Origin of the sequence: Pseudomonas sp. NPDC089741 (assembly GCF_044748825.1) — a bacterium.
GTDB classification, from domain to species: domain Bacteria; phylum Pseudomonadota; class Gammaproteobacteria; order Pseudomonadales; family Pseudomonadaceae; genus Aquipseudomonas; species Aquipseudomonas helmanticensis.
Genome location: NZ_JBIVGT010000009.1, coordinates 15,999 through 35,713 on the forward strand (window position 1 = coordinate 15,999; position 19,715 = coordinate 35,713).

The following is a 19,715-nucleotide window of genomic DNA, read 5'->3' on the forward strand; positions in this document are numbered from 1 at the left end:
CTCAAGCTTTGAAAGGCATGAAGATCGGCTCCCTTTCCCCCTCGCCCCCCTGGGGGAGAGGGCTGGGGTGAGGGGGTTGGATCTTGCTGATACAAGCCAATCGTCATCACTGCGCCGTCGAAGGCTTCTCCCACAGATTGATCCCGCCCTCTTGGGCAAAGCGGTCAATCTCCGCCAGTTCTTCAGCACTGAAACTCAAATTCTTCAACGCGCCGACGTTCTCGATAATCTGCTCCGGCCGGCTCGCGCCGATCAGTGCCGAGGTCACCCGGGGATCACGCAGCGTCCACGCCAGCGCCAGTTGCGCCAGGCTCTGACCACGATGCTTGGCGATCTCGTTCAGCGCGCGCACGTGAGCGATGTTGGCGTCGGACAAGTGCGAAGCCTGCAGCGAGCCACCGCCCGGACGATTGACCCGCGCATCCGCCGGCACGCCGTTGAGGTATTTGTCGGTGAGCAGACCTTGCGCCAGCGGTGTGAAAGCGATCACGCCGGTGCCGAGTTCATCGGTGGTATCGAGCAGATCCTTTTCCACCCAACGATTGAGCAGGTTGTACGCCGGTTGATGGATCAACAGCGGCACTTTCCATTCTTTCAACAGCGCGGCCATTTCGCGGGTTTTCACGCCGGAATACGACGAGATACCGATGTACAACGCCTTGCCCTGTTGCACGGCAGCGGCGAGGGCACTGGCGGTTTCTTCCAGCGGGGTGTCCGGGTCGAAGCGGTGCGAATAGAAGATATCCACATAGTCCAGACCCAGGCGTTGCAGGCTCTGGTCGAGGCTGGCCAGCACGTATTTGCGCGAGCCGCCGCCCTGGCCGTAAGGGCCGGGCCACATGTCCCAACCGGCCTTGCTGGAGATGATCAGCTCGTCGCGATACTGCTTGAAGTCTTCACGCAGCAAACGGCCGAAATTGATCTCGGCGCTGCCGTATGGCGGGCCGTAGTTGTTGGCCAGGTCGAAGTGGTTGATGCCCAGATCGAACGCGGTACGCAGCAACGCGCGCTGGGTGTCGATCGGCGTGCTGTCGCCGAAGTTGTGCCACAGCCCCAGCGACAGCGCCGGCAGCACCAGACCACTGCGCCCGACGCGGCGGTAAGGGATGGAGTCATAGCGGTTTTCGGCAGCGGTGTAAGTCATCGAATCCTCTCTTGTCTGTCTTTTAGTCATCTGAAACCGAATACCTTTGTGGCGAGGGGATTTATCCCCGTTGGGTGGCGAAGCCGCCCCAAAACCTGAAACCTCGATGAATCAGGTGCGCCGTATGCGCTGGTTTTACGACTGCTCCGCAGCCGAACGGGGATAAATCCCCTCGCCACAAAAGCTCTACCAGTCATGCAAAGCGATTTACAGGTCGGGCGAGGCCAAGGTTCTGGCGCAACGTCCGGCCCTCGTATTCCGTTCTGAACAACCCACGACGTTGCAGTTCCGGGACCACGCTGTTGGCGAAGTCTTCAAGCCCGCCCGGCAGATGCGGCACCAGCACGTTGAAACCGTCCGCCGCACCCTGCTCGAACCATTCCTGCAAACGATCAGCGATCTGCTGCGGCGTACCGACCAGGCTGTAATGCCCGCGCCCGCCAGCTATCTTGCGCCCCAGTTCGGCAAGGCTCAGGTTCTCCCGCCCCGCCAACTCAGTGAGCAATTTCTGCCGGCTCTGCTGACCGCTTTCCGTCTGCGGCAACTGCGGCAACGGTCCGTTCAGCGGGTACTTCGACAAATCGAAGTTGCCCAGCATACGCCCAAGCAAGGCGACGCCAACCTCGGGTTCGACTAATTGCTGAAACGTTTCACATTTTTCCTGCGCTTCGGCTTCGGTGCGGCCGACCACGACAAAAACCCCGGGCATGATTTTCAGCGATTCGGCGCTGCGCCCGTATTTCGGCAAGCGCCCTTTGAGGTCGGCGTAGAACGCCTTCGCATTGGCCAGCGAAGTCTGCGCGGTGAACACCACCTCAGCCGTTTGCGCCGCCAACTCGCGGCCGAGTTCGGAAGATCCGGCCTGAACGATCACCGGTTGCCCCTGTGGCGAGCGCGCAACGTTCAACGGGCCTTTGACCCTGAAGTGTTCCCCGACGTGATCCAGCACGTGCAACTTCGCAGGGTCGTAATACGCCCCGCTCGCCTTGTCGCGCACAAACGCATCGTCCTCCCAACTGTCCCAGAGCCCGGTGACCACCTGATGAAATTCGCGCGCTCGGATGTAGCGTTCGGCATGGCCAATATGTTCATCGCGGCCGAAATTCAACGCCTCGGCGGCATTGTCCGAGGTCACCAGATTCCACCCCGCTCGCCCGCCCGACAAATGATCGAGCGAAGCGAATTTGCGCGCCACGTGATACGGCTCGTTGTAACTGGTGGTCGCCGTGGCTATCAGGCCAATGTGCTCGGTCACTGCACTCAGCGCCGAGAGCAACGTCAGCGGTTCAAAGTGATCGGAGCGCGCCATGCGACTGGCGATGTTCTGGGTCGGCGCGGCGACGCTGTCAGCGACAAACAACGCATCGAATTTCGCCGCCTCGGCAATCTGCGCCAGCCGTTTGTAATGGGCGAAATCCAGACCCGCATTCGCCGGCACATCCGGATGACGCCACGCCGCGACGTGGTGCCCGGTGGCCATAAGGAACGCGCCGAGTTTCAACTGTCTGCTCATCTCAGAAATCCTTGCGCAGTTGCACACCGAAATAGCGCTCGTCATCCCGTGGCACGGCGCGGTAGATGTAGTTGCCGCCGCTGGCGAGAACCGGCGAGTAAGACTTGTCGGTGAGGTTCTTGCCCAGCAAGGCAACGCGCCAGCCGTTGCTGTAATCGGCCAAGGCAATGCTGGCGTTCCAGATGCCGTACGCGCCCTGCTTGGTGTCGACGTTTTGGCTGATGTCGTACTGCACTTCGCTTTGCCAGCTGTAGTCGGTGCCGAGTTCGATATCCAGGCCGTTATCCAGCGGGATGCTGTAGTCGGCGCGCACGTAGCTTTTCCAGTCCGGGCTGAACGGCAGCGGTTTGCCGTTGACGTTGCACGACGCCGCCGCACCGGCCGGGCAGGCGAATTCGTCGATGCGCGCGCGGGTGTAAGCGAGTGCACCGGACAGCTTCAATTGTTGGGTCGCTTGCAGGGCGTAATCGAGTTCGACGCCTTCGGTGCTGACACTGCCGGCGTTGATCAGCCGCGTCACCACTTGCCCGGCGACGGTGTCGAAAAAATTCGCCTGGTAGTTGTCGTACTCGCTGTGGAACACCGCGAGGTTGGTGGTCAGGCGATTGTTCCAGGAAGTGGCTTTGATCCCCGCCTCCCAAGTGTTGGAGGTCTCCGGTTTCAGCGCTTCGGTGTCGCGCGGCTGCATGTTGAAAAACACGTTGTAGGCCGGGCCTTTGTAGCCGCGCGAGTAGGTCAGGTAAGTGGTGACGGCATCGCTCAAGTCGTACTGCAAACCGAGGCGGCCAGACCAGCCATCTTCGTCGACGGAACCTGAGCTGCTGGTCGACGGCTGGATGCCGCTGACGGTGGTCGCCGAAGTCGAGACGCGACGATGATCGTATTCAAGATCATCGTGGGTGTAGCGAAGGCCGGCGATGCCGCGAAAGTCAGACGTGAAGTTCAGCGTGCTCTCGCCGAACACCGCGTAGCTGTCGCTGGTGGTGCTGTAGTTGGCCACGCCTCGGTCGGTGCGCGTCGTCGTTGTCAGGGTGCGCTGATAGGTCTCGTCGTCCTTGCCGTGCATGTAGAACAGGCCTGCGACGTACTCGAGGAATTCGCCCTTCGGCGAAGCCAGGCGCAGCTCTTGCGAGTATTGATCGAAGGCCAGATCGCCTTTGTCGGCCGTACCGGGGAACGCTGCCGTCACCGTGCCGAGGCGGTCGCCGTCCTGATACTGAGTGTTGTCCCAGCCACGCCACGCAGTGATCGACGTCAGCGTGTAATCGCCCAATTGCCAGTCGAACTGACCGGACAAACCTTTGTTGATGTCCTCGACGTGAGTACGGGTGTCGGTGTTGATGTCGCGGTTGTGGCTGGAGGCATATGCCGGACTCAGCGCGTTGGCAAAGGCCGGGGTCAACGACTTGCTGACCACGCCGTTGGGGCCGTCGTCATGGGCCTGCATGTAGTCGGCAATCAGCGTGAAGGTGACGTCGTCATTCGGGGTGAATTCGAGTTTGCCGCGCACGCCACGATGGTTGTAGCCGTTGACCTCCTGACCGTTGTGCTGGTTGTCGACGTTGCCGTAGTAGCTGCCGAACAGCGTGCTGATCGAGCCTTTCAACGTCTCCGGAATCAGGCTGCCACCAATGCCGAAACGGGTGCGACTTTCGTTGCCGCTGTAGTACGACTGATCGATGTAACCGTGAGTCTCGGCGGTCGGCGCCTTACTGGTGATGTTGAGCACGCCGGCCGAGGCGTTCTTGCCGAACAGCGTGCCTTGCGGACCGCGCAAAACCTCGACGCGCTCCAGATCCAGCAGGTCCATGGTTGCCTGTCCCGGACGTGCATACACCACGCCGTCGATCACCGTGGCCACGGTCGGCTCAACGCCTGGAGAGGTGGAAATCGTGCCGACGCCACGTACGAATAACGAGGTGTCCTTGTTCGACGCGCCAGTGCGGAAATTCAGCGACGGCACTTGCTGAACGATGCTCGCCACACCGTTGCGGTTATCGCGCTCAAGCTGTTCGCCGTCGATCACCGAGACCGCGACCGGCACTTTTTGCAGCGACTCTTCGCGGCGGGTAGCGGTGACGGTCACCGACTTCAGTGTCGGCTCTTGCTCGCTATTGTCAGCGGCGAATGCGTTGGGCAACGGCAGCGCCGCCAGCCCTGTCAGTAACCAGCCAGCGGCGCGAATCGACTGCGCCAGTGTGTGTGTCGCCCCAGCAATGTTGTGCATGCTTTGCCCGCTCGAAAATGGTCCTGATCCGCTGCCGTTCTGCGACGACAGCGCCTGAATCGGTGTCTTGGGCATTCGCTCGAGCGAGTAGCAGACAACGCGCTATGTTAGCGCTAACATCGACAGTATTGGCAAGCCGCACATAGAGCGTCCAATACTGAAAAATTAGTTTTATATGCGATTTTGTTTTTAACAAGGATCGACCCGTGAGCGAAGAAAAGCCCCGCAAGCGCCGTGGTGCCGGACGTGTGACCCTCAATGCCGTGGCGCGTGAGGCCGGGGTTTCGGCGATCACCGTGTCGCGTTATTTCAATCAGCCGGAACAGGTTTCACCCGAGCGCCGCGAGCGGATTGCGGCAGTGGTGGCCGAGTTGGGTTACGTACCGAATCTGGTGGCCGGCGGGCTGGCCTCGGCGCGGGGGAAAATCGTCGGCATGGTCATTCCGAACATCTCAGGGCCGATCTTCGCCAACACCATTCAAGGCTTCAGTGACACGCTCAGCCGTCATGGCTATCAGCTGTTGCTGGCGTCGAGTTACTTCAGCACCGAGCAGGAAGAAAACGCGGTGCGCGCGTTTCTCGGCTGGTCGCCGGCGGCGTTGGTGCTGACCAGTCACTTTCACAGTGCCGGTACCGAAAAGATGATTGCCGAAGCCGATGTGCCGGTGATCGAAACCTGGGATTACCAGCCGGATCGCGAGCCGATGCAGATCGGGTTTTCGCATTTCGACGTGGGCGTGGCGGCGGCGAAGTATCTGCTGGGAAAAGGTTATCGACGTATCGCCTTCGTGCAGAACAGTGCTGCGGGCGACTTCAGCGCCCTGGAGCGTCGCGACGGTTATGCCGCGACCGTGCGTCAATCAAAACTGGAGCCGTGGGTGTTCGCACCTGACGCTGATCGCACTCCATTCGAGGCCGGCAAACAGGCGATGGACGCCCTGATGAACGCCTCACCGCCTCCCGACGCGATCATCTTCGCCAACGACAACCTCGCCGCCGGCGGCCTGCTCGCCGGGCAACGCGCCGGTTTGAAAATCCCTGAAGACTGCGCCGTTCTCGGCTTCGGTGATTACCCGTTCGCCGAGATGCTGCTGCCGAGCCTGAGCACGATCAAACCACCGGCGCTGGAGATCGGCGTACTGGCCGCGACACGAGTGCTGGAAAGCCTTGGGGTATTACCAAGCGAGGAGGTGCAACGGCTGAATCTGCTGCAGTGCCAAGTCATCGGACGCGAAAGCACCTGAAACGGACATTTGCGTAGGAGCTGCCGCAGGCTGCGATCTTTTGATCTTAAAAACAAGGCAAAAGATCGCAGCCTGCGGCAGCTCCTACAGGGGCATCTTTACACCGAGAGTTCGCGCAGGGCGGCTGCCGCGAGGAAACCGGAGCGGGAGCGATAGCGCTGGTCACGCCGCACAGTCTGGTCAATACGCTCAAGCAACTGCTCAGGCAGCGTGGCGTTAAACCGCACTGACTTGCCGAAATACGGGGTGATATCAAAATCGACCACACCCCAGATCCCTCCCGCGTAATCCGGATTATCGAGATGAGCATCGATGTCCCTCACTTGCGGCAACGGTGCGGCGTCGGCGACCAAACCCTCATAGTGAAGCGCCAACGCTTCCTGAGTATTCTCAAACGCCTCAGCGACCGTAGTGCCCGCAGAGAAGCAGCCCGGTACATCCGGGATGATCACGCCGTAGTCTGAGTCGGCATCCGATCAACGGCAGGCGCGGCCAAGCAAGCAAAACACGTCGCCGACCGAACTCTGTGCAGGAGTCGCAAAATGTGTGCAGTAGAGAAGCAGGACGGGCAGTGGCGGGGGCTGGATTGGCTATGCTCTAAAGGACACCGAGGTGGCCCCATCGCGGGCAAACCCGCTCCCACAGGGTTCTGCGTCGTTCACAAATTTGTGTCCAACCCCGAAACCTGTGGGAGCGGGCTTGCTCGCGATGGCGGCCGATCTGGCACCGCACATCCCGCAGGCACCACCATGCACACCGCCATCATCATCTTCTTCGGCCTGGTTCTGCTCGCCCTGATGCTCTACATCGGCGAACGCATCGGCTTCAGCCGTCAGACCATGGCCTACAGCTTCGCCGCTCTGTGGCTGGCGTTGACGGTGATTAATGGCGCGGTGGGCGTGGTGCATGCGGGCCAACCACTCGGTTCGGAAATAGCGATTGGCAGTGCGGTATTCGGGGTGCCGATGGCGGCGATGGTGTTGTTCATGGTGCTGAGCGCCGAGTCGTAAATCGTCCCGGCGCCCAGCTGCCAATCAACGCACCAGATGCAGGAACTGCATGTGGCGTTCGTACTGGTCGAGGATGTCGTTGATGATCTGCTCTTTGGTGTAGCCGACCAGATCGTAGTCCTGACTGCCCTCGCTCAAATGCACTTCGGCGCGGTAATAGCGGCGGTTGTTGAGCTGCTTCGAACCCATCCCGCCACGCGCGAACGACGGCGTGAAGTAGCCGCGCATCTGCACCTGGTAGATGAACGGATGCGCATCACCATGGCCGATTTCGAGGCTGACGCTGTCATTCGCCGGATCCGGCTGAGTGACCACGTTCAGGCCTTTCTCGACGAACACCGCCGTCACTTCTTCAATCGCCGGGCGCACCGTGGTGTCCATGAAACGGTACACCTCGTCACGCGACGGGAAGTGTACGGCCTGACTCAGGCGCTGACGCCAGCCGCCCGTGCCGCGCCGCGAACCGGAGACCGGTGCCAGCGAATGCAACTGCGCGATCTGCTTCTGCGACTCCAGATAGAACGCCTTGTGCAGGCCCCACATCATCAGCAATAGAATCAGCGAGAACGGCAACGAGGTCAGCACCACCGCTGACTTCAGCGCATCGATGCTGCCAGAGAACAGCAACGCACTGGTGATCAGTGCCGTCATCGCGCCCCAGAACACCCGCAGCCATTTCGGCCCGTCTTCGTCCGGATTGCCGCCCTTGGCCGACAGGGTCGAGAGCACAACGGTGCCGGAATCGGCAGAGGTGACGAAGAACACGAAGCTGATGAACACTGTCACGGCGATGACGGTTTTGCTCCATGGATAGGTTTCCAGCAGCAGGTAAATGCTCATCGACGGGTTGTCGATGGCCGACATGCCGAGCGCGCTCATGCCGTGGTTGAGCACCTGATCGATGGCGCTGTTGCCGAAGATCGACATCCACGCGAGGGTGAAACCGAGCGGAATCAGCAGCACACCGAAAACGAATTCGCGGATGGTCCGCCCACGGGAAATCCGTGCGATGAACAGGCCCACGAACGGCGACCATGCAATCCACCAGGCCCAATAGAACACAGTCCAGCCGCCGAGCCAGTCGCTCGGTTTGTCGTAGGCGTAGAGGTCGAAACTCTTCATCGGCAAAGCGCCGAGGTAGTCACCGATGTTCTGGATCAGCGTGTTGAGCAGGTGCTGCGTCGGCCCGGCGAACAACACGAACAGCAGCAGCGCACAGGCCAGCAGCATGTTGATGTCGGACATCACCCGCACGCCTTTATCGACACCGGAGACGGCAACGATGATCGCCGCGCCCATCATCAGCGTGATCAGGCCGACCTGAATCCACTGGGTGTGCGCGATGCCGAACAGGTAGTCGAGGCCGGAGTTGAGGTGCAGCACACCAAAGCCCATGTCGGCACCGAGACCGAACACCGTGGCGATGATGCCAAAACCATCGACTGCGTAACCGATCGGGCCGTTGATGCGCTTGCCGATCAGCGGATACAGCGCCGAACGCAGAGCCAGCGGCAGGTTGTGGCGGTAAGCGAAATAGGCCAGCGCCATGCCGACGAAGGCGAACACGCCCCAGCCATGCAGGCCCCAGTGCAGAAACAGAATCTGCATCGCCTGGCGCGCCGCATCCGCCGTGCCCGCCTCGCCTTGTGGCGGCTGGAGCATGTGGGTCAGCGGTTCGGATACGCAGAAGAAAAACAGCGTGATGCTGATCCCGGCGGCGAACAGCATGCCGGCCCAGGACAGGTAACTGAATTCGGGTTCGTCGTGGTCGGCACCGAGTTTTATCTTGCCGTAGCCGGATAAGGCGGTGACCACCACGAAGACCAGATACAGGGTCATCGCGAGCATGTAGTACCAGCCGACCGTGTTGGCCGCCCAGTTTTGCGCTTCCAGCAGCCAAGCGCCGGCCTGTTCAGGCATGGCGATAACAACCAGACCGAAGAGCAGAATGACCGTCGCGGCGAAGTAGAACACCGGCGGATTCATGCGCACCAGACCGCTGGCGGGGGTAGACGATGCACTCATGAAACGTGCACCTCGAGGGGTTGAAACGTGGCTGAAATGATCGGACTCAGCAAAGGCAAGCCTCCTGTTGTGAGCGGGCAGCGAACCACCGGTTTAACTTGAATGAACGTTCAAGTTAAACATGGATAGGGTGGTAAGGACTAATCGCAGGGCTGGGCGGTAGTTTTCCTACAGTAGCCCAAGGAGGGTCAAAAGCCCCTCACCCTAACCCTCTCCCAAAGGGAGAGGGGACTGATTGGGGAATATTTGAGCGATACGCCGACGTGGTCCTGCTTTACCGAATCCAGAATCGACTCGGTATTTCAGGTCGATGTATGACGCAAGACACTTCGGTCGGCCCCCTCTCCCTCTGGGAGAGGGCTGGGGTGAGGGGAAGCTGTTAAAGCCCTACTTCTGCGTGCCGTCATCATGCTGCAAGTTGGCCTGGGTCAGATTGCACCCGGCCGGCACACTGCGCGTCAGCCACACGTTGCCGCCAATGGTCGATCCTTTGCCGATGGTGATCCGCCCGAGAATCGTCGCCCCGGCATAAATCACCACATCATCCTCAACGATCGGATGGCGCGGATGGCCCTTCTGCAACTGGCCGTCTTCGTCCGCCGGGAAGCGCTTCGCCCCCAGCGTCACGGCCTGATAAATCCGCACGCGCTCGCCAATGATCGCGGTCTCGCCGATCACCACGCCCGTGCCGTGATCGATAAAGAAGCTGCGGCCGATCTGCGCCCCCGGATGGATATCGATGCCAGTCGCCGAGTGGGCGATTTCCGCGCTGATTCGCGCCAGCAATGGCAGCCCGGCGCGATACAAATGGTGCGCCAGACGATGGTGAATCACTGCCAGAATCCCTGGGTAGCAGAGCAGCACTTCATCGACACTGCGCGCCGCCGGGTCACCGTGATAGGCGGCTAGCACATCGGTGTCGAGCAGGGCGCGCAAGCCCGGTAAGGCCAAGGCGAAATCCTGGACGATCTGAATTGCGCGGGCCTCGACTTCGCTGTCGACTTGCGCGCTGTGGCGGGCGACGTAACGCAGCTCCAGGCGGGTTTGTGCCAGCAGGGCATTCAGCGCGACATCAAGGGTGTGGCCGACGTAGAAATCTTCACTCTCTTCGCGCAGATCCACCGGCCCCAGACGCATCGGGAACAATGCGCCACACAGCGCTTCGAGAATCTCCGCCATCGCTGCCCGCGACGGCAACTCGCGACCACCCTGCTCGCCGGACGCCCGGCCGTTCTGTGCCCGCCATTGATCCCGCGCGCTGCGCAGTTGACTGACGATGGCCTGCAATTGCCAATGGCTGGAACGCTCGCTCACGGTAAAGACTCCTCACGGGCGGCCGGACTGTCTGGCCGCGTCCACGGCGCCTACTTTACGGCATGCTCGCGAGGGCGAATTAAGAACCGATAGTGCTGGGCTCAGTTTATTTGGCTATAAGCGATTCGCGGTTGCCCGGGTAAAAGCGCATGCCTATAGTCCTTTCATCTTCCTCCGCCAGTACGGAACCATGTCTAAACAACCGATCAAACAACAGCTGGATCGCTTTGACCGTCTCGACCTGCTCGGTCATCCGACGCCTTTGGAAAAACTCGAGCGCCTGTCCTCCTGGCTCGGCCGCGAGGTGTACATCAAGCGTGATGACCTGACGCCGCTGGCCATGGGTGGCAACAAGCTGCGCAAGCTCGAATACCTCGCCGCCGACGCCCTCGCGCAAGGCGCCGATACGCTGATCACCGCCGGTGCGCTGCAATCGAACCACGTTCGCCAAACTGCTGCACTCGCTGCCAAACTTGGCCTCGGCTGCGTGGCGCTGCTGGAAAACCCGCTGGGCACCGATGACAGCAATTACACCGGCAATGGCAACCGCCTGCTGCTGGATCTGTTCGACACCAAGGTCGAACTGGTCGACAACCTCGACAATGCTGACGAACAACTCGCGGCCCTTGCCGTGCGTTTGCGCAGCAACGGCAAGAAACCGTACCTGGTGCCGATTGGCGGCTCGAATGCGCTCGGTGCATTGGGTTACGTACGCGCAGGGCTGGAACTGGCCGGGCAAATCAAAGACACCGGCATCGATTTCGCTGCAGTGGTGTTGGCCTCGGGCAGCGCCGGAACTCACAGCGGTCTGGCATTGGCGTTGAGCGAAGTGTTGCCGCAATTGCCGGTGATTGGCGTGACCGTTTCGCGCAGTGAAGAAGACCAGCGACCGAAGGTGCAGGGCCTCGCCGAACGCACGGCGGACCTGCTCGGCGTCGAGTTGGCGGCGAGTTTCAAGGTTGAGTTGTGGGACGAATACTTTGGCCCGCGTTATGGCGAACCGAATGCCGGGACGTTGGCGGCGGTGAAGCTGTTGGCGAGTCAGGAAGCGGTGTTGCTGGATCCGGTTTATACCGGCAAGGCGATGGCGGGATTGCTGGACGGGATCGGGCGTCAGCGCTTTGATGAGGGGCCGATTATTTTCCTGCACACCGGCGGTGCGCCGGCGTTGTTTGCCTACAGGGATTTTCTGTAAGCAAGATCAAAAGATCGTAGCCTGCGGCAGCTCCTACAGGTGATCCCGCGTAGGAGCTGCCGCAGGCTGCGATCTTTTTCCAGAGATAACGCATATTCCAATAAAGAATAACATTTCAAATATTTAGTATTTTCAAGTCTAAAGCAGACATCTTATAGTCTCGCCGCAGGCGAATTTCGCGCAAGACGCATAAGCTGCTTTAGGGCACGATAACGCAGTCGCGCGAATAACAAATTCGCCAACTTTCCTTCAGCGTCTTCCATAAGAAAACACAGGGGCTCGTCATGAATTTTTCCGCACTACGTCGCAATCTGCTGGTTGGTTCGCTGGGCCTGGCGCTGAGCGCCGGTCTGATCGGCCAGGCAGTGGCCGGTGAGCAGCTGCAACAGATCAAGGACAAGGGCGTTCTCAACGTCGGCCTGGAAGGCACTTACCCACCGTTCAGCTTCGTCGATGCCGACGGCAAACTGTCTGGCTTCGAAGTCGAGCTCTCCGAAGCGCTGGCGCAAAAACTCGGCGTCAAAGCCAAGATCCAGCCAACCAAGTGGGACGGTATTCTTGCCGCGCTGGAATCCAAGCGCCTCGACGTCGTGGTCAACCAGGTAACGATCTCCGACGAGCGCAAGAAGAAGTATGACTTCTCTGAGCCTTACACCGTTTCCGGGATTCAGGCATTGGTGCTGAAGAGCAAAGAAGCGGCACTGAACATCAAGACCGCTGCTGACCTGTCCGGCAAGAAAGTCGGTGTAGGCCTGGGCACCAACTACGAGCAATGGGTCCGCGCCAACGTGCCGGGCGCCGATGTGCGCACCTACGATGATGATCCGACCAAGTTCGCCGACCTCAACAACGGCCGTACCGACGCCATCCTGATCGACCGTCTGGCCGCACTTGAATACGCCAAGAAAGCCCCGAAAACCGTCGCCGCCGGTGAAGCTTTCTCGCGTCAGGAATCCGGTATCGCCGTGCGTAAAGGCGAGCCTGAGCTGCTGGCAGCCCTGAACAAAGCCCTCGAAGAGCTGCGGGCCGACGGCACCCTTGAGAAGCTGTCGATCAAGTACTTCAACGCAGACGTCACTAAATAATGGAAGAAGCTTTCCAACTCGCACTGGACTCCGCGCCCTTCCTGCTCAAGGGCGCGTATTACACGGTAGTCCTCAGCCTCGGCGGCATGTTCTTCGGCTTGCTGCTGGGTTTCGGCCTGGCGCTGATGCGCCTGTCGCGCTTCAAATCGGTGAGCTGGCTGGCGCGCATCTACGTGTCGTTCTTTCGCGGCACGCCGTTGCTGGTGCAACTGTTCGTGATCTATTACGGCTTGCCGCAATTGGGTCTCGAACTGGATCCGTTGCCAGCGGCGTTGATCGGCTTCTCGCTGAACATGGCCGCTTACGCCTGTGAAATTCTGCGCGCCGCGATCGGTTCGATCGAGCGTGGTCAGTGGGAAGCTGCTGCGAGCATCGGCATGACCCGCGCGCAAACCCTGCGCCGGGCCATCCTGCCGCAAGCGATGCGCACGGCGTTGCCGCCGCTGGGCAACAGCTTCATTTCACTGGTCAAGGACACGGCACTGGCCGCCACCATTCAGGTGCCGGAGCTGTTCCGCCAGGCCCAGTTGATTACCGCCCGGACTTTCGAAGTCTTCACCATGTATCTTGCCGCCGCGCTGATCTACTGGATTCTGGCCACGGTGCTTTCGCACTTCCAGAACAAGTTGGAAGAGCGGGTCAATCGGCACGACCAGGAGTCCTGACGCGATGATTGTCGTGGAAAAACTGACCAAACAATTCAAGGGTCAGGTCGTGCTCAACGGCATCGACCTCGAGGTCAAGGAAGGTGAAGTAGTCGCGATCATCGGCCCCAGCGGCTCGGGGAAAACGACGTTTCTGCGCTGCCTGAATTTCCTTGAACAACCCACCAGCGGCCGGATCAAGGTCGGCGATATCGAGATCGATACCAGCCGCCCGCTGAACCAGCAGCAAGCGCTGGTGCGCAATCTGCGCCAGCACGTTGGCTTCGTGTTCCAGAACTTCAACCTGTTCCCGCATCGCACCGCTTTGGAAAACGTCATCGAAGGCCCGATCGTGGTCAAGAAGATGCCGCGCGACGTAGCCATTGCCTTGGGCAAAAAGCTCATGGCCAAGGTCGGTCTCGCCGGCAAGGAAGACGCTTATCCACGTCGCCTCTCCGGCGGTCAGCAACAGCGCGTGGCGATTGCCCGGGCGCTGGCGATGGAGCCGGAAGTGATCCTGTTCGACGAACCGACTTCGGCCCTCGATCCGGAACTGGTCGGCGAAGTGCTGGCGACCATTCGTGGCCTCGCCGAAGAGAAACGCACCATGGTCATCGTCACCCACGAAATGGGCTTTGCCCGCGACGTGGCCAACCGCGTGGTGTTTTTCGACAAGGGCGTGATCGTCGAACAAGGCGAAGCGAAAGCGTTGTTTGCCAATCCAAAAGAAGAACGCACTAAACAGTTTCTCAGCAAGTTTCTCAATCACGCCTGAGAATCCAGATGTATCAAACGGCAACTTCCATGGATGGAAGTTACGTTATCCCGCCTGAACAACCTGCTTCAACAAACACTAATCAAACACGTTCTATTTAGAACACATATATGTTCTGCAACAGATAATCCGCGCTAAAAATATGTCCATCATTTAAAGATAGGGTTCCCGTAGCGACTTATCGAAACCGCGGAAAACCACTGAGATTTGTGGCTCAATTCGCCAACAGACCTAGGCATAAGGCCTCATCAGCGTAGGACACTTCTGATTAGCACGTAATTCACGGATTAACTAAGCACATCTATTGACACCCCTTCCCGCACACTCTTATCTAGTCGCCAACCGGCGCCACTTAGTTTAATCAACGCACATTCAACCTTGATCAAGGTTCTCGGCTGTATTGCCAGTTGATTCACGCCTTTGTTCTTCAGAAACGGACTTCGTTGCAAGCTTCAAGGAGAGAAATCGATGACTCACACTTCGCACACCCCCGAGCTGGCAGCGCCAATCCTGGCGCCCGCGCAAAAAACCGGCATCAATCTGGCTGCTGCCGCCCATCTGTCGGTCGACGTGGCGCCCTATCCCGAGATGGATTGCGGGGACCTGATCGAACTGTTCTGGAACAAATGTTATGTCGCTTCGAAGGTCCTGACCGTCGAGGATGTCGGCGCCCCGGTCAGCCTGCGGGTGCCGGAGAGTTTCATCGCCAACGGCACGGCACGTATCCACTACCGGGTCATGCAGGTTGGCCAGGGTCAGGCGCTGTCGGCGGCGACCCGGGTGCAAGTCAAACTCGATTGTCCCGGAGGCCTGCCATCGGCATTGTGCAGCGACGAAAACCAGCAACTGCAAGCCGTCACGATCCCCGACACCATCCGCCGTCAGGGGGTTAATCCGAACCAGATCAAACGCGGCGTACCGCTGACCATCGAGCCTTACGTGAACATGGCCGAGGACGATGAAATCACCTTGCGCTGGGGCGATGTGCGCATGGACCTGGTACCGGTCACGGCGGCAGACGTCGGCTTGCCGATTCAGGTCTGGGTGCCGCCGGCGGTCATCGTCGAGGCCGGTGAAGATCTGCGCCTCGACGTGACGTACTGCGTCATCGACCGGGTCGGCAACAACTCGCGCTGGGCGCCTCCGCGGACGTTGAAGATCGGCTGTGTGAACCCTTACCTGAAAGTGCCGCTGAGGCCCGCCCTCAAAGCCGCCGAGCCACGCAATTGAATAAACGCAAATCCCCTGTGGCGAGGGGATTTATCCCCGCTCGGCTGCGAAGCAGTCGTAAACCCATAACACGCGGTGTATCTGATGCACCGCGTTACCTGATTTTGGGGCCGCTTCGCAGCCCAACGGGGATAAATCCCCTCACCACAGGGATCGCATTGGCGCTTACAAATATTGTTAACCAACCCGACCATCACCCCTTCTATGCATATTCCTAAAAGTTAGTTTATTTAATATTTATACGCGCTTAGGGTATATGAACCGGACCACCGGACATTCTTTCGTTCGCCGCACTTTTGCGGCGTTTTTCATGAGATGTGAGGTAGGTAGTATGGTCCGGAACACAATCACCCCAGTGCGAATCGCCAGGGCATTGCGTGCAGCCAAGGAGCGGCACTGATGTCCAGTCTGGCAGACGCAAACGTCCAGTCTGATCTGGACATCGCCCCGTTGTTGTTGCCCGCGCAGGTCTTGCGCAACGACGCCCAAGCCATCAAGGCCGCGCATGATCTGGCGCAAGTCGCCCGTGTGCAGGCCGCCAAGCGTGACCGTCAGCGCAAGTTGCCGTGGTCGGAAATCGAACAGTTCACTCGCAGCGGTCTGGGCAGCATTGCCATCCCGCGTGAATACGGTGGCCCGCAGGTTTCGTTCGTCACCCTGGCCGAAGTGTTTGCGATCATCTCCGCCGCCGATCCGGCGCTGGGACAGATTCCGCAGAACCAGTTCGGCATCATCAATCTGGTGCTTGGCAGTGCGACCCAGGAGCAGAAAAAACAGTTGTTCCAGAGTGTTCTGGAAGGCTGGCGAATCGGCAACGCCGGCCCTGAGCGTGGCACTAAAAACACCCTGGAATTGAAAGCGCGGATCACCGCCGACGGTGACGATTATGTGATCAATGGCCAGAAGTTCTATTCCACCGGCGCGCTGTTCGCACACTGGGTTGCGGTGAAAGCGCTCAACGATGACGGCAAGCAAGTGCTGGCCTTCGTCCGTCGCGGCACGCCGGGTTTGCGCATCGTTGATGACTGGTCGGGCTTCGGCCAGCGCACCACCGCCAGCGGCACGATCCTGCTCAACAATGTGCGCGTCGAGTCGAGCCTGGTGGTCGACAACTGGAAGATCAACGACATCCCCAACACCCAAGGCGCGGTGTCGCAGTTGATTCAAGCGGCGATTGATGCCGGCATTGCCCGTGGCGCCATCGACGACACCATCGAGTTCGTCAAAACCCGGGCGCGGCCGTGGATCGACGCCAAGGTTGATCGCGCCAGTGATGACCTCTATGTGATCGCCGATATCGGCAAACTGAAAATCGAACTGCACGCCGCCGAAGCGCTGCTGCGCAAGGCCGGCAAAGTGCTCGATCAGGTGCACGCCGCGCCGCTCACCGCCGAATCCGCCGCCCGCGCTTCGATTGCCGTGGCCGAAGCGAAAGTGCTGACTACCGAGATATCTCTGCTCGCCAGCGAAAAACTGTTCGAACTGGCCGGCAGCCGCGCCACCCTCGCCGAATTCAACCTCGACCGCCACTGGCGCAACGCCCGCGTGCACACGCTGCACGACCCGGTGCGCTGGAAATATCACGCGGTCGGAGCGTATCGCCTGAACGGCACTTTACCGGCTCGCCATTCCTGGATCTGAGACGACCAGACATCTGGAGAAACACCTATGACGATTTCCCATCACGTCGCGGTCATCACCAGCGATGAGCAAGCCCTGATCGTCGCCAGCGACCTGGCCGAAGATTTCAAACGCGACAGCGCCGTGCGCGACCGTGAACGTCGCCTGCCACTGCCAGAACTCGACGTGTTTTCCCGCTCCGGCCTGTGGGGCATCAGTGTGCCGAAGGAATACGGCGGCGCCGGCGTGTCCAACGTAACCCTGGCCAAAGTCATCGCCCTGATCGCTCAGGCCGACGGCTCGCTCGGGCAGATTCCGCAGAACCATTTCTACGCACTGGAAGTGCTCCGGGTAAACGGCAGCCACGCGCAAAAACAACGGCTGTACGCCGAAGTACTCGCCGGCCAGCGCTTCGGCAATGCCCTTGCGGAACTGGGCACGAAAACCGCGCACGACCGCGTCACCAGCCTAAAACGCGACGGTGACGGCTACCGCATCAACGGTCGCAAGTTTTATGCGACCGGTGCGATTTATGCGCAGCGCATTCCGACCTCGGTCGTCGATGAAAACGGCGTGCAGCGACTGGCCTTCGTCCCGCGTGACGCCAAAGGTCTGACCGTGATCGATGACTGGAGTGGTTTCGGTCAACGCACCACCGGCAGCGGCTCCGTGGTGTTCGAAGACGTCTACGTTGCCGCAGAAGATGTACTGCCTTTTCAAAGTGCGTTTGAGCGTCCGACCACCGTCGGCCCATTGGCACAGATCCTTCACGCCGCCATCGACACCGGTATTGCTCGCGCCGCTTATGAAGACGCGCTGCATTTTGTGCGCAGCAAAACCCGTCCTTGGATCGATTCCGGCAACGACAAAGCCACCGAAGACCCACTGACACTGAAGAGCTTCGGCCGCTTGAGCATTCGCCTGCACGCCACCGAAGCCTTGCTTGAACGTGCTGGCGAATTCCTCGACGCCGCGCAAGCCGAGACCAACGCAGACACCGTTGCCGCCGCGTCAATTGCGGTCGCCGAAGCACGCGCGATCAGCACGGAAATTTCCCTCGCTGCGGGCAGCACACTGTTCGAACTCGCCGGCAGCCAGGCCACGCTGATCGAGCACGGCCTCGACCGCCACTGGCGCAACGCCCGCGTGCACACCCTGCACGACCCGGTGCGCTGGAAATATCACGCGGTGGGTAACTACTACCTCAACGATGAAAACCCGCCGTTGCGGGGGACCATCTGATGAGCGCTACGAAAAAGAAGATCCTGCTCAACGCGTTCAACATGAACTGCATCGGCCATATCAACCATGGCTTGTGGACGCATCCGCGCGATACCTCGACCCGCTACAACACGATTGAATACTGGACCGAACTGGCACAGTTGCTCGAGCGTGGGCTGTTCGACGGATTGTTCATCGCCGACATCGTCGGCGTGTACGACGTCTACCAGAACTCGGTCGATGTGCCGCTGAAAGAGTCGATCCAGTTGCCAGTCAATGATCCATTGCTGCTGGTTTCGGCCATGGCTGCGGTAACCAAGAACCTTGGCTTCGGCCTCACCGCCAACCTCACCTACGAGCCGCCGTATCTGTTCGCCCGCCGCATGTCCACGCTCGATCATCTGAGTCGCGGCCGCGTGGGCTGGAACATCGTCACCGGCTACCTCGACAGCGCTGCGAAAGCCATGGGCCTGAGCGAGCAAGTCGAACATGACCGTCGCTACGATCAGGCCGATGAGTACCTGCAAGTGCTCTACAAACTCTGGGAGGGCAGTTGGGAAAACGGCGCGGTGCTCAATGACCGCGAGCAACGCATCTATGCGCAGCCGGAGAAAGTGCACAAGGTCGAGCACAAGGGCGAGTTTTATCAGGTCGAGGGCTATCACCTCTGCGAGCCTTCACCACAACGCACGCCAGTGTTGTTTCAGGCCGGCAGTTCCGATCGCGGTTTGCTCTTCGCCGGGCGCCATGCCGAGTGCGTTTTCATCAGCGGTCAGAACAAGCCATCGACCAAGGTTCAGGTCGACAAAGTGCGTGCCAGCGCCGTTGAAGCGGGGCGCAATCCTGAGGACATCAAGGTGCTCATGGGCCTTAACGTGATTGTCGGCGCGACTGAAGAAGCCGCGTGGGCCAAGCACGCCGAGTATCTCAGCTACGCCAGCGCCGAGGCCGGCGTCGCACATTTCTCGGCGTCGACCGGTATCGACTTCTCCCAATACGAAATCGACGAACCGATCCAGTACGTGAAGAGCAACGCGATTCAGTCGGCGACCAAGAACCTGCAGAACAACGACTGGACCCGCCGCAAGTTACTCGACCAGCACGCCCTCGGTGGTCGCTACATCACCGTGGTCGGATCGCCTGAGCAAGTGGCGGACGAGCTGGAATCGTGGATCGCCGAAACAGGTCTCGATGGTTTCAATTTGACCCGGATTGTTACGCCAGAGAGCTATGTCGATTTCATTGAACTGGTGATTCCCGAGTTGCAGCGGCGCGGGTCGTACAAGACCTCGTATGACAGCGGCAGCTTGCGCGAGAAGCTGTTTCACGGGGAGGCGCAGCTACCTGAGCAGCACACCGGCTCCCACTATCGCCAATAACTCTTTGTACTGATCATTCCCACGCTCTGCGTGGGAATGCAGCCCGGGACGCTCCGCGTCCCAACAGCGGACGCAGAGCGTCCATAGAG

15 protein-coding genes and 1 pseudogene are annotated in these 19,715 nt (G+C 59.9%); 10 read left to right on the forward strand and 6 right to left on the reverse strand.

The window, feature by feature from the left end; translation table 11 throughout:
- Positions 1-106: 106 nt before the first annotated feature.
- The 3 genes from mgrA to ACIPZE_RS11925 all read right to left on the reverse strand — a co-directional run bounded on the left by mgrA (position 107) and on the right by ACIPZE_RS11925 (position 4,884).
- Positions 107-1,144 carry an L-glyceraldehyde 3-phosphate reductase gene (gene mgrA, locus ACIPZE_RS11915; protein WP_400772986.1) on the reverse strand — a complete coding sequence of 346 codons (1,038 nt, stop codon included), beginning with the start codon at positions 1,142-1,144 and terminating at the stop codon, positions 107-109.
- Between the two features lie 193 nt (positions 1,145-1,337).
- On the reverse strand, positions 1,338-2,657 hold the full coding sequence (locus tag ACIPZE_RS11920; RefSeq protein WP_400772987.1) for an LLM class flavin-dependent oxidoreductase: 1,320 nt from the start codon (positions 2,655-2,657) through the stop codon (positions 1,338-1,340).
- Between the two features lies 1 nt (position 2,658).
- Positions 2,659-4,884, reverse strand: coding sequence for a TonB-dependent receptor (locus tag ACIPZE_RS11925; protein ID WP_400772989.1), 2,226 nt, complete (start codon positions 4,882-4,884; stop codon positions 2,659-2,661).
- Between the two features lie 206 nt (positions 4,885-5,090).
- On the opposite strand from ACIPZE_RS11925, the gene ACIPZE_RS11930 reads away from it, so the two are divergent.
- Positions 5,091-6,128: a LacI family DNA-binding transcriptional regulator gene (locus ACIPZE_RS11930; protein WP_400772991.1), complete on the forward strand. Its 1,038-nt coding sequence runs from the start codon at positions 5,091-5,093 to the stop codon at positions 6,126-6,128.
- Between the two features lie 98 nt (positions 6,129-6,226).
- On the opposite strand, the pseudogene ACIPZE_RS11935 reads toward ACIPZE_RS11930, so the two are convergent.
- A pseudogene (locus ACIPZE_RS11935) lies at positions 6,227-6,601 on the reverse strand (type II toxin-antitoxin system HicB family antitoxin); the annotation flags it as partial.
- Positions 6,602-6,877: 276 nt separating this feature from the next.
- Here ACIPZE_RS11935 and ACIPZE_RS11940 point away from each other — a divergent pair.
- A complete protein-coding gene (locus tag ACIPZE_RS11940) occupies positions 6,878-7,138 on the forward strand; it encodes a hypothetical protein (RefSeq protein WP_283438068.1) in 261 nt (86 codons plus the stop codon).
- Positions 7,139-7,162: 24 nt separating this feature from the next.
- Here the strand turns inward: ACIPZE_RS11940 and betT are convergent, their stop codons facing one another.
- Positions 7,163-9,124: a choline transporter BetT gene (gene betT, locus ACIPZE_RS11945; RefSeq protein ID WP_164979464.1), complete on the reverse strand. Its 1,962-nt coding sequence runs from the start codon at positions 9,122-9,124 to the stop codon at positions 7,163-7,165.
- Between the two features lie 426 nt (positions 9,125-9,550).
- Positions 9,551-10,477, reverse strand: coding sequence for a serine O-acetyltransferase EpsC (gene epsC, locus ACIPZE_RS11950; RefSeq protein WP_400772994.1), 927 nt, complete (start codon positions 10,475-10,477; stop codon positions 9,551-9,553).
- Positions 10,478-10,667: 190 nt separating this feature from the next.
- Here epsC and ACIPZE_RS11955 point away from each other — a divergent pair, with 190 nt between their 5' ends.
- The 8 genes from ACIPZE_RS11955 to ACIPZE_RS11990 all read left to right on the forward strand — a co-directional run bounded on the left by ACIPZE_RS11955 (position 10,668) and on the right by ACIPZE_RS11990 (position 19,626).
- Positions 10,668-11,672 carry a D-cysteine desulfhydrase gene (locus ACIPZE_RS11955; protein WP_283438070.1) on the forward strand — a complete coding sequence of 335 codons (1,005 nt, stop codon included), beginning with the start codon at positions 10,668-10,670 and terminating at the stop codon, positions 11,670-11,672.
- Positions 11,673-11,956: 284 nt separating this feature from the next.
- Entirely contained in the window at positions 11,957-12,757 is an 801-nt protein-coding gene (tcyJ, locus tag ACIPZE_RS11960; protein ID WP_400772996.1) for a cystine ABC transporter substrate-binding protein, read from the forward strand.
- Positions 12,757-13,422 carry a cystine ABC transporter permease gene (gene tcyL / locus ACIPZE_RS11965; RefSeq protein ID WP_007918741.1) on the forward strand — a complete coding sequence of 222 codons (666 nt, stop codon included), beginning with the start codon at positions 12,757-12,759 and terminating at the stop codon, positions 13,420-13,422. The genes tcyJ and tcyL overlap by 1 nt, the downstream gene beginning before the upstream one ends.
- A 4-nt stretch (positions 13,423-13,426) precedes the next feature.
- Complete coding sequence (tcyN, locus tag ACIPZE_RS11970) at positions 13,427-14,176, forward strand: L-cystine ABC transporter ATP-binding protein TcyN (protein ID WP_283438072.1); 750 nt, start codon at positions 13,427-13,429, stop codon at positions 14,174-14,176.
- A gap of 468 nt (positions 14,177-14,644) precedes the next feature.
- On the forward strand, positions 14,645-15,406 hold the full coding sequence (locus ACIPZE_RS11975; protein ID WP_283438073.1) for a hypothetical protein: 762 nt from the start codon (positions 14,645-14,647) through the stop codon (positions 15,404-15,406).
- 399 nt (positions 15,407-15,805) lie between these two features.
- The gene (locus tag ACIPZE_RS11980; RefSeq protein WP_283438074.1) at positions 15,806-17,047 is read left to right on the forward strand and encodes an SfnB family sulfur acquisition oxidoreductase; all 1,242 of its coding nucleotides are present in this window, start codon (positions 15,806-15,808) and stop codon (positions 17,045-17,047) included.
- Between the two features lie 27 nt (positions 17,048-17,074).
- Entirely contained in the window at positions 17,075-18,268 is a 1,194-nt protein-coding gene (locus tag ACIPZE_RS11985; RefSeq protein ID WP_400772998.1) for an SfnB family sulfur acquisition oxidoreductase, read from the forward strand.
- The gene (locus ACIPZE_RS11990) at positions 18,268-19,626 is read left to right on the forward strand and encodes an LLM class flavin-dependent oxidoreductase (protein WP_283438076.1); all 1,359 of its coding nucleotides are present in this window, start codon (positions 18,268-18,270) and stop codon (positions 19,624-19,626) included. Before ACIPZE_RS11985 ends, ACIPZE_RS11990 begins: the two co-directional genes overlap by 1 nt.
- Positions 19,627-19,715: the final 89 nt, after the last annotated feature.

Bases quoted from the DNA above. Each gene is read 5' to 3' on its own strand.
- mgrA (WP_400772986.1), bottom strand. From the start codon at position 1,144: ATGACTTACACCGCTGCCGAAAACCGCTATGACTCCATCCCTTACCGC.
- ACIPZE_RS11920 (WP_400772987.1), bottom strand. From the start codon at position 2,657: ATGAGCAGACAGTTGAAACTCGGCGCGTTCCTTATGGCCACCGGGCAC.
- ACIPZE_RS11925 (WP_400772989.1), bottom strand. From the start codon at position 4,884: ATGCACAACATTGCTGGGGCGACACACACACTGGCGCAGTCGATTCGC.
- ACIPZE_RS11940 (WP_283438068.1), top strand. From the start codon at position 6,878: ATGCACACCGCCATCATCATCTTCTTCGGCCTGGTTCTGCTCGCCCTG.
- betT (WP_164979464.1), bottom strand. From the start codon at position 9,124: ATGAATCCGCCGGTGTTCTACTTCGCCGCGACGGTCATTCTGCTCTTC.
- ACIPZE_RS11955 (WP_283438070.1), top strand. From the start codon at position 10,668: ATGTCTAAACAACCGATCAAACAACAGCTGGATCGCTTTGACCGTCTC.
- tcyJ (WP_400772996.1), top strand. From the start codon at position 11,957: ATGAATTTTTCCGCACTACGTCGCAATCTGCTGGTTGGTTCGCTGGGC.
- tcyL (WP_007918741.1), top strand. From the start codon at position 12,757: ATGGAAGAAGCTTTCCAACTCGCACTGGACTCCGCGCCCTTCCTGCTC.
- tcyN (WP_283438072.1), top strand. From the start codon at position 13,427: ATGATTGTCGTGGAAAAACTGACCAAACAATTCAAGGGTCAGGTCGTG.
- ACIPZE_RS11975 (WP_283438073.1), top strand. From the start codon at position 14,645: ATGACTCACACTTCGCACACCCCCGAGCTGGCAGCGCCAATCCTGGCG.
- ACIPZE_RS11980 (WP_283438074.1), top strand. From the start codon at position 15,806: ATGTCCAGTCTGGCAGACGCAAACGTCCAGTCTGATCTGGACATCGCC.
- ACIPZE_RS11985 (WP_400772998.1), top strand. From the start codon at position 17,075: ATGACGATTTCCCATCACGTCGCGGTCATCACCAGCGATGAGCAAGCC.
- ACIPZE_RS11990 (WP_283438076.1), top strand. From the start codon at position 18,268: ATGAGCGCTACGAAAAAGAAGATCCTGCTCAACGCGTTCAACATGAAC.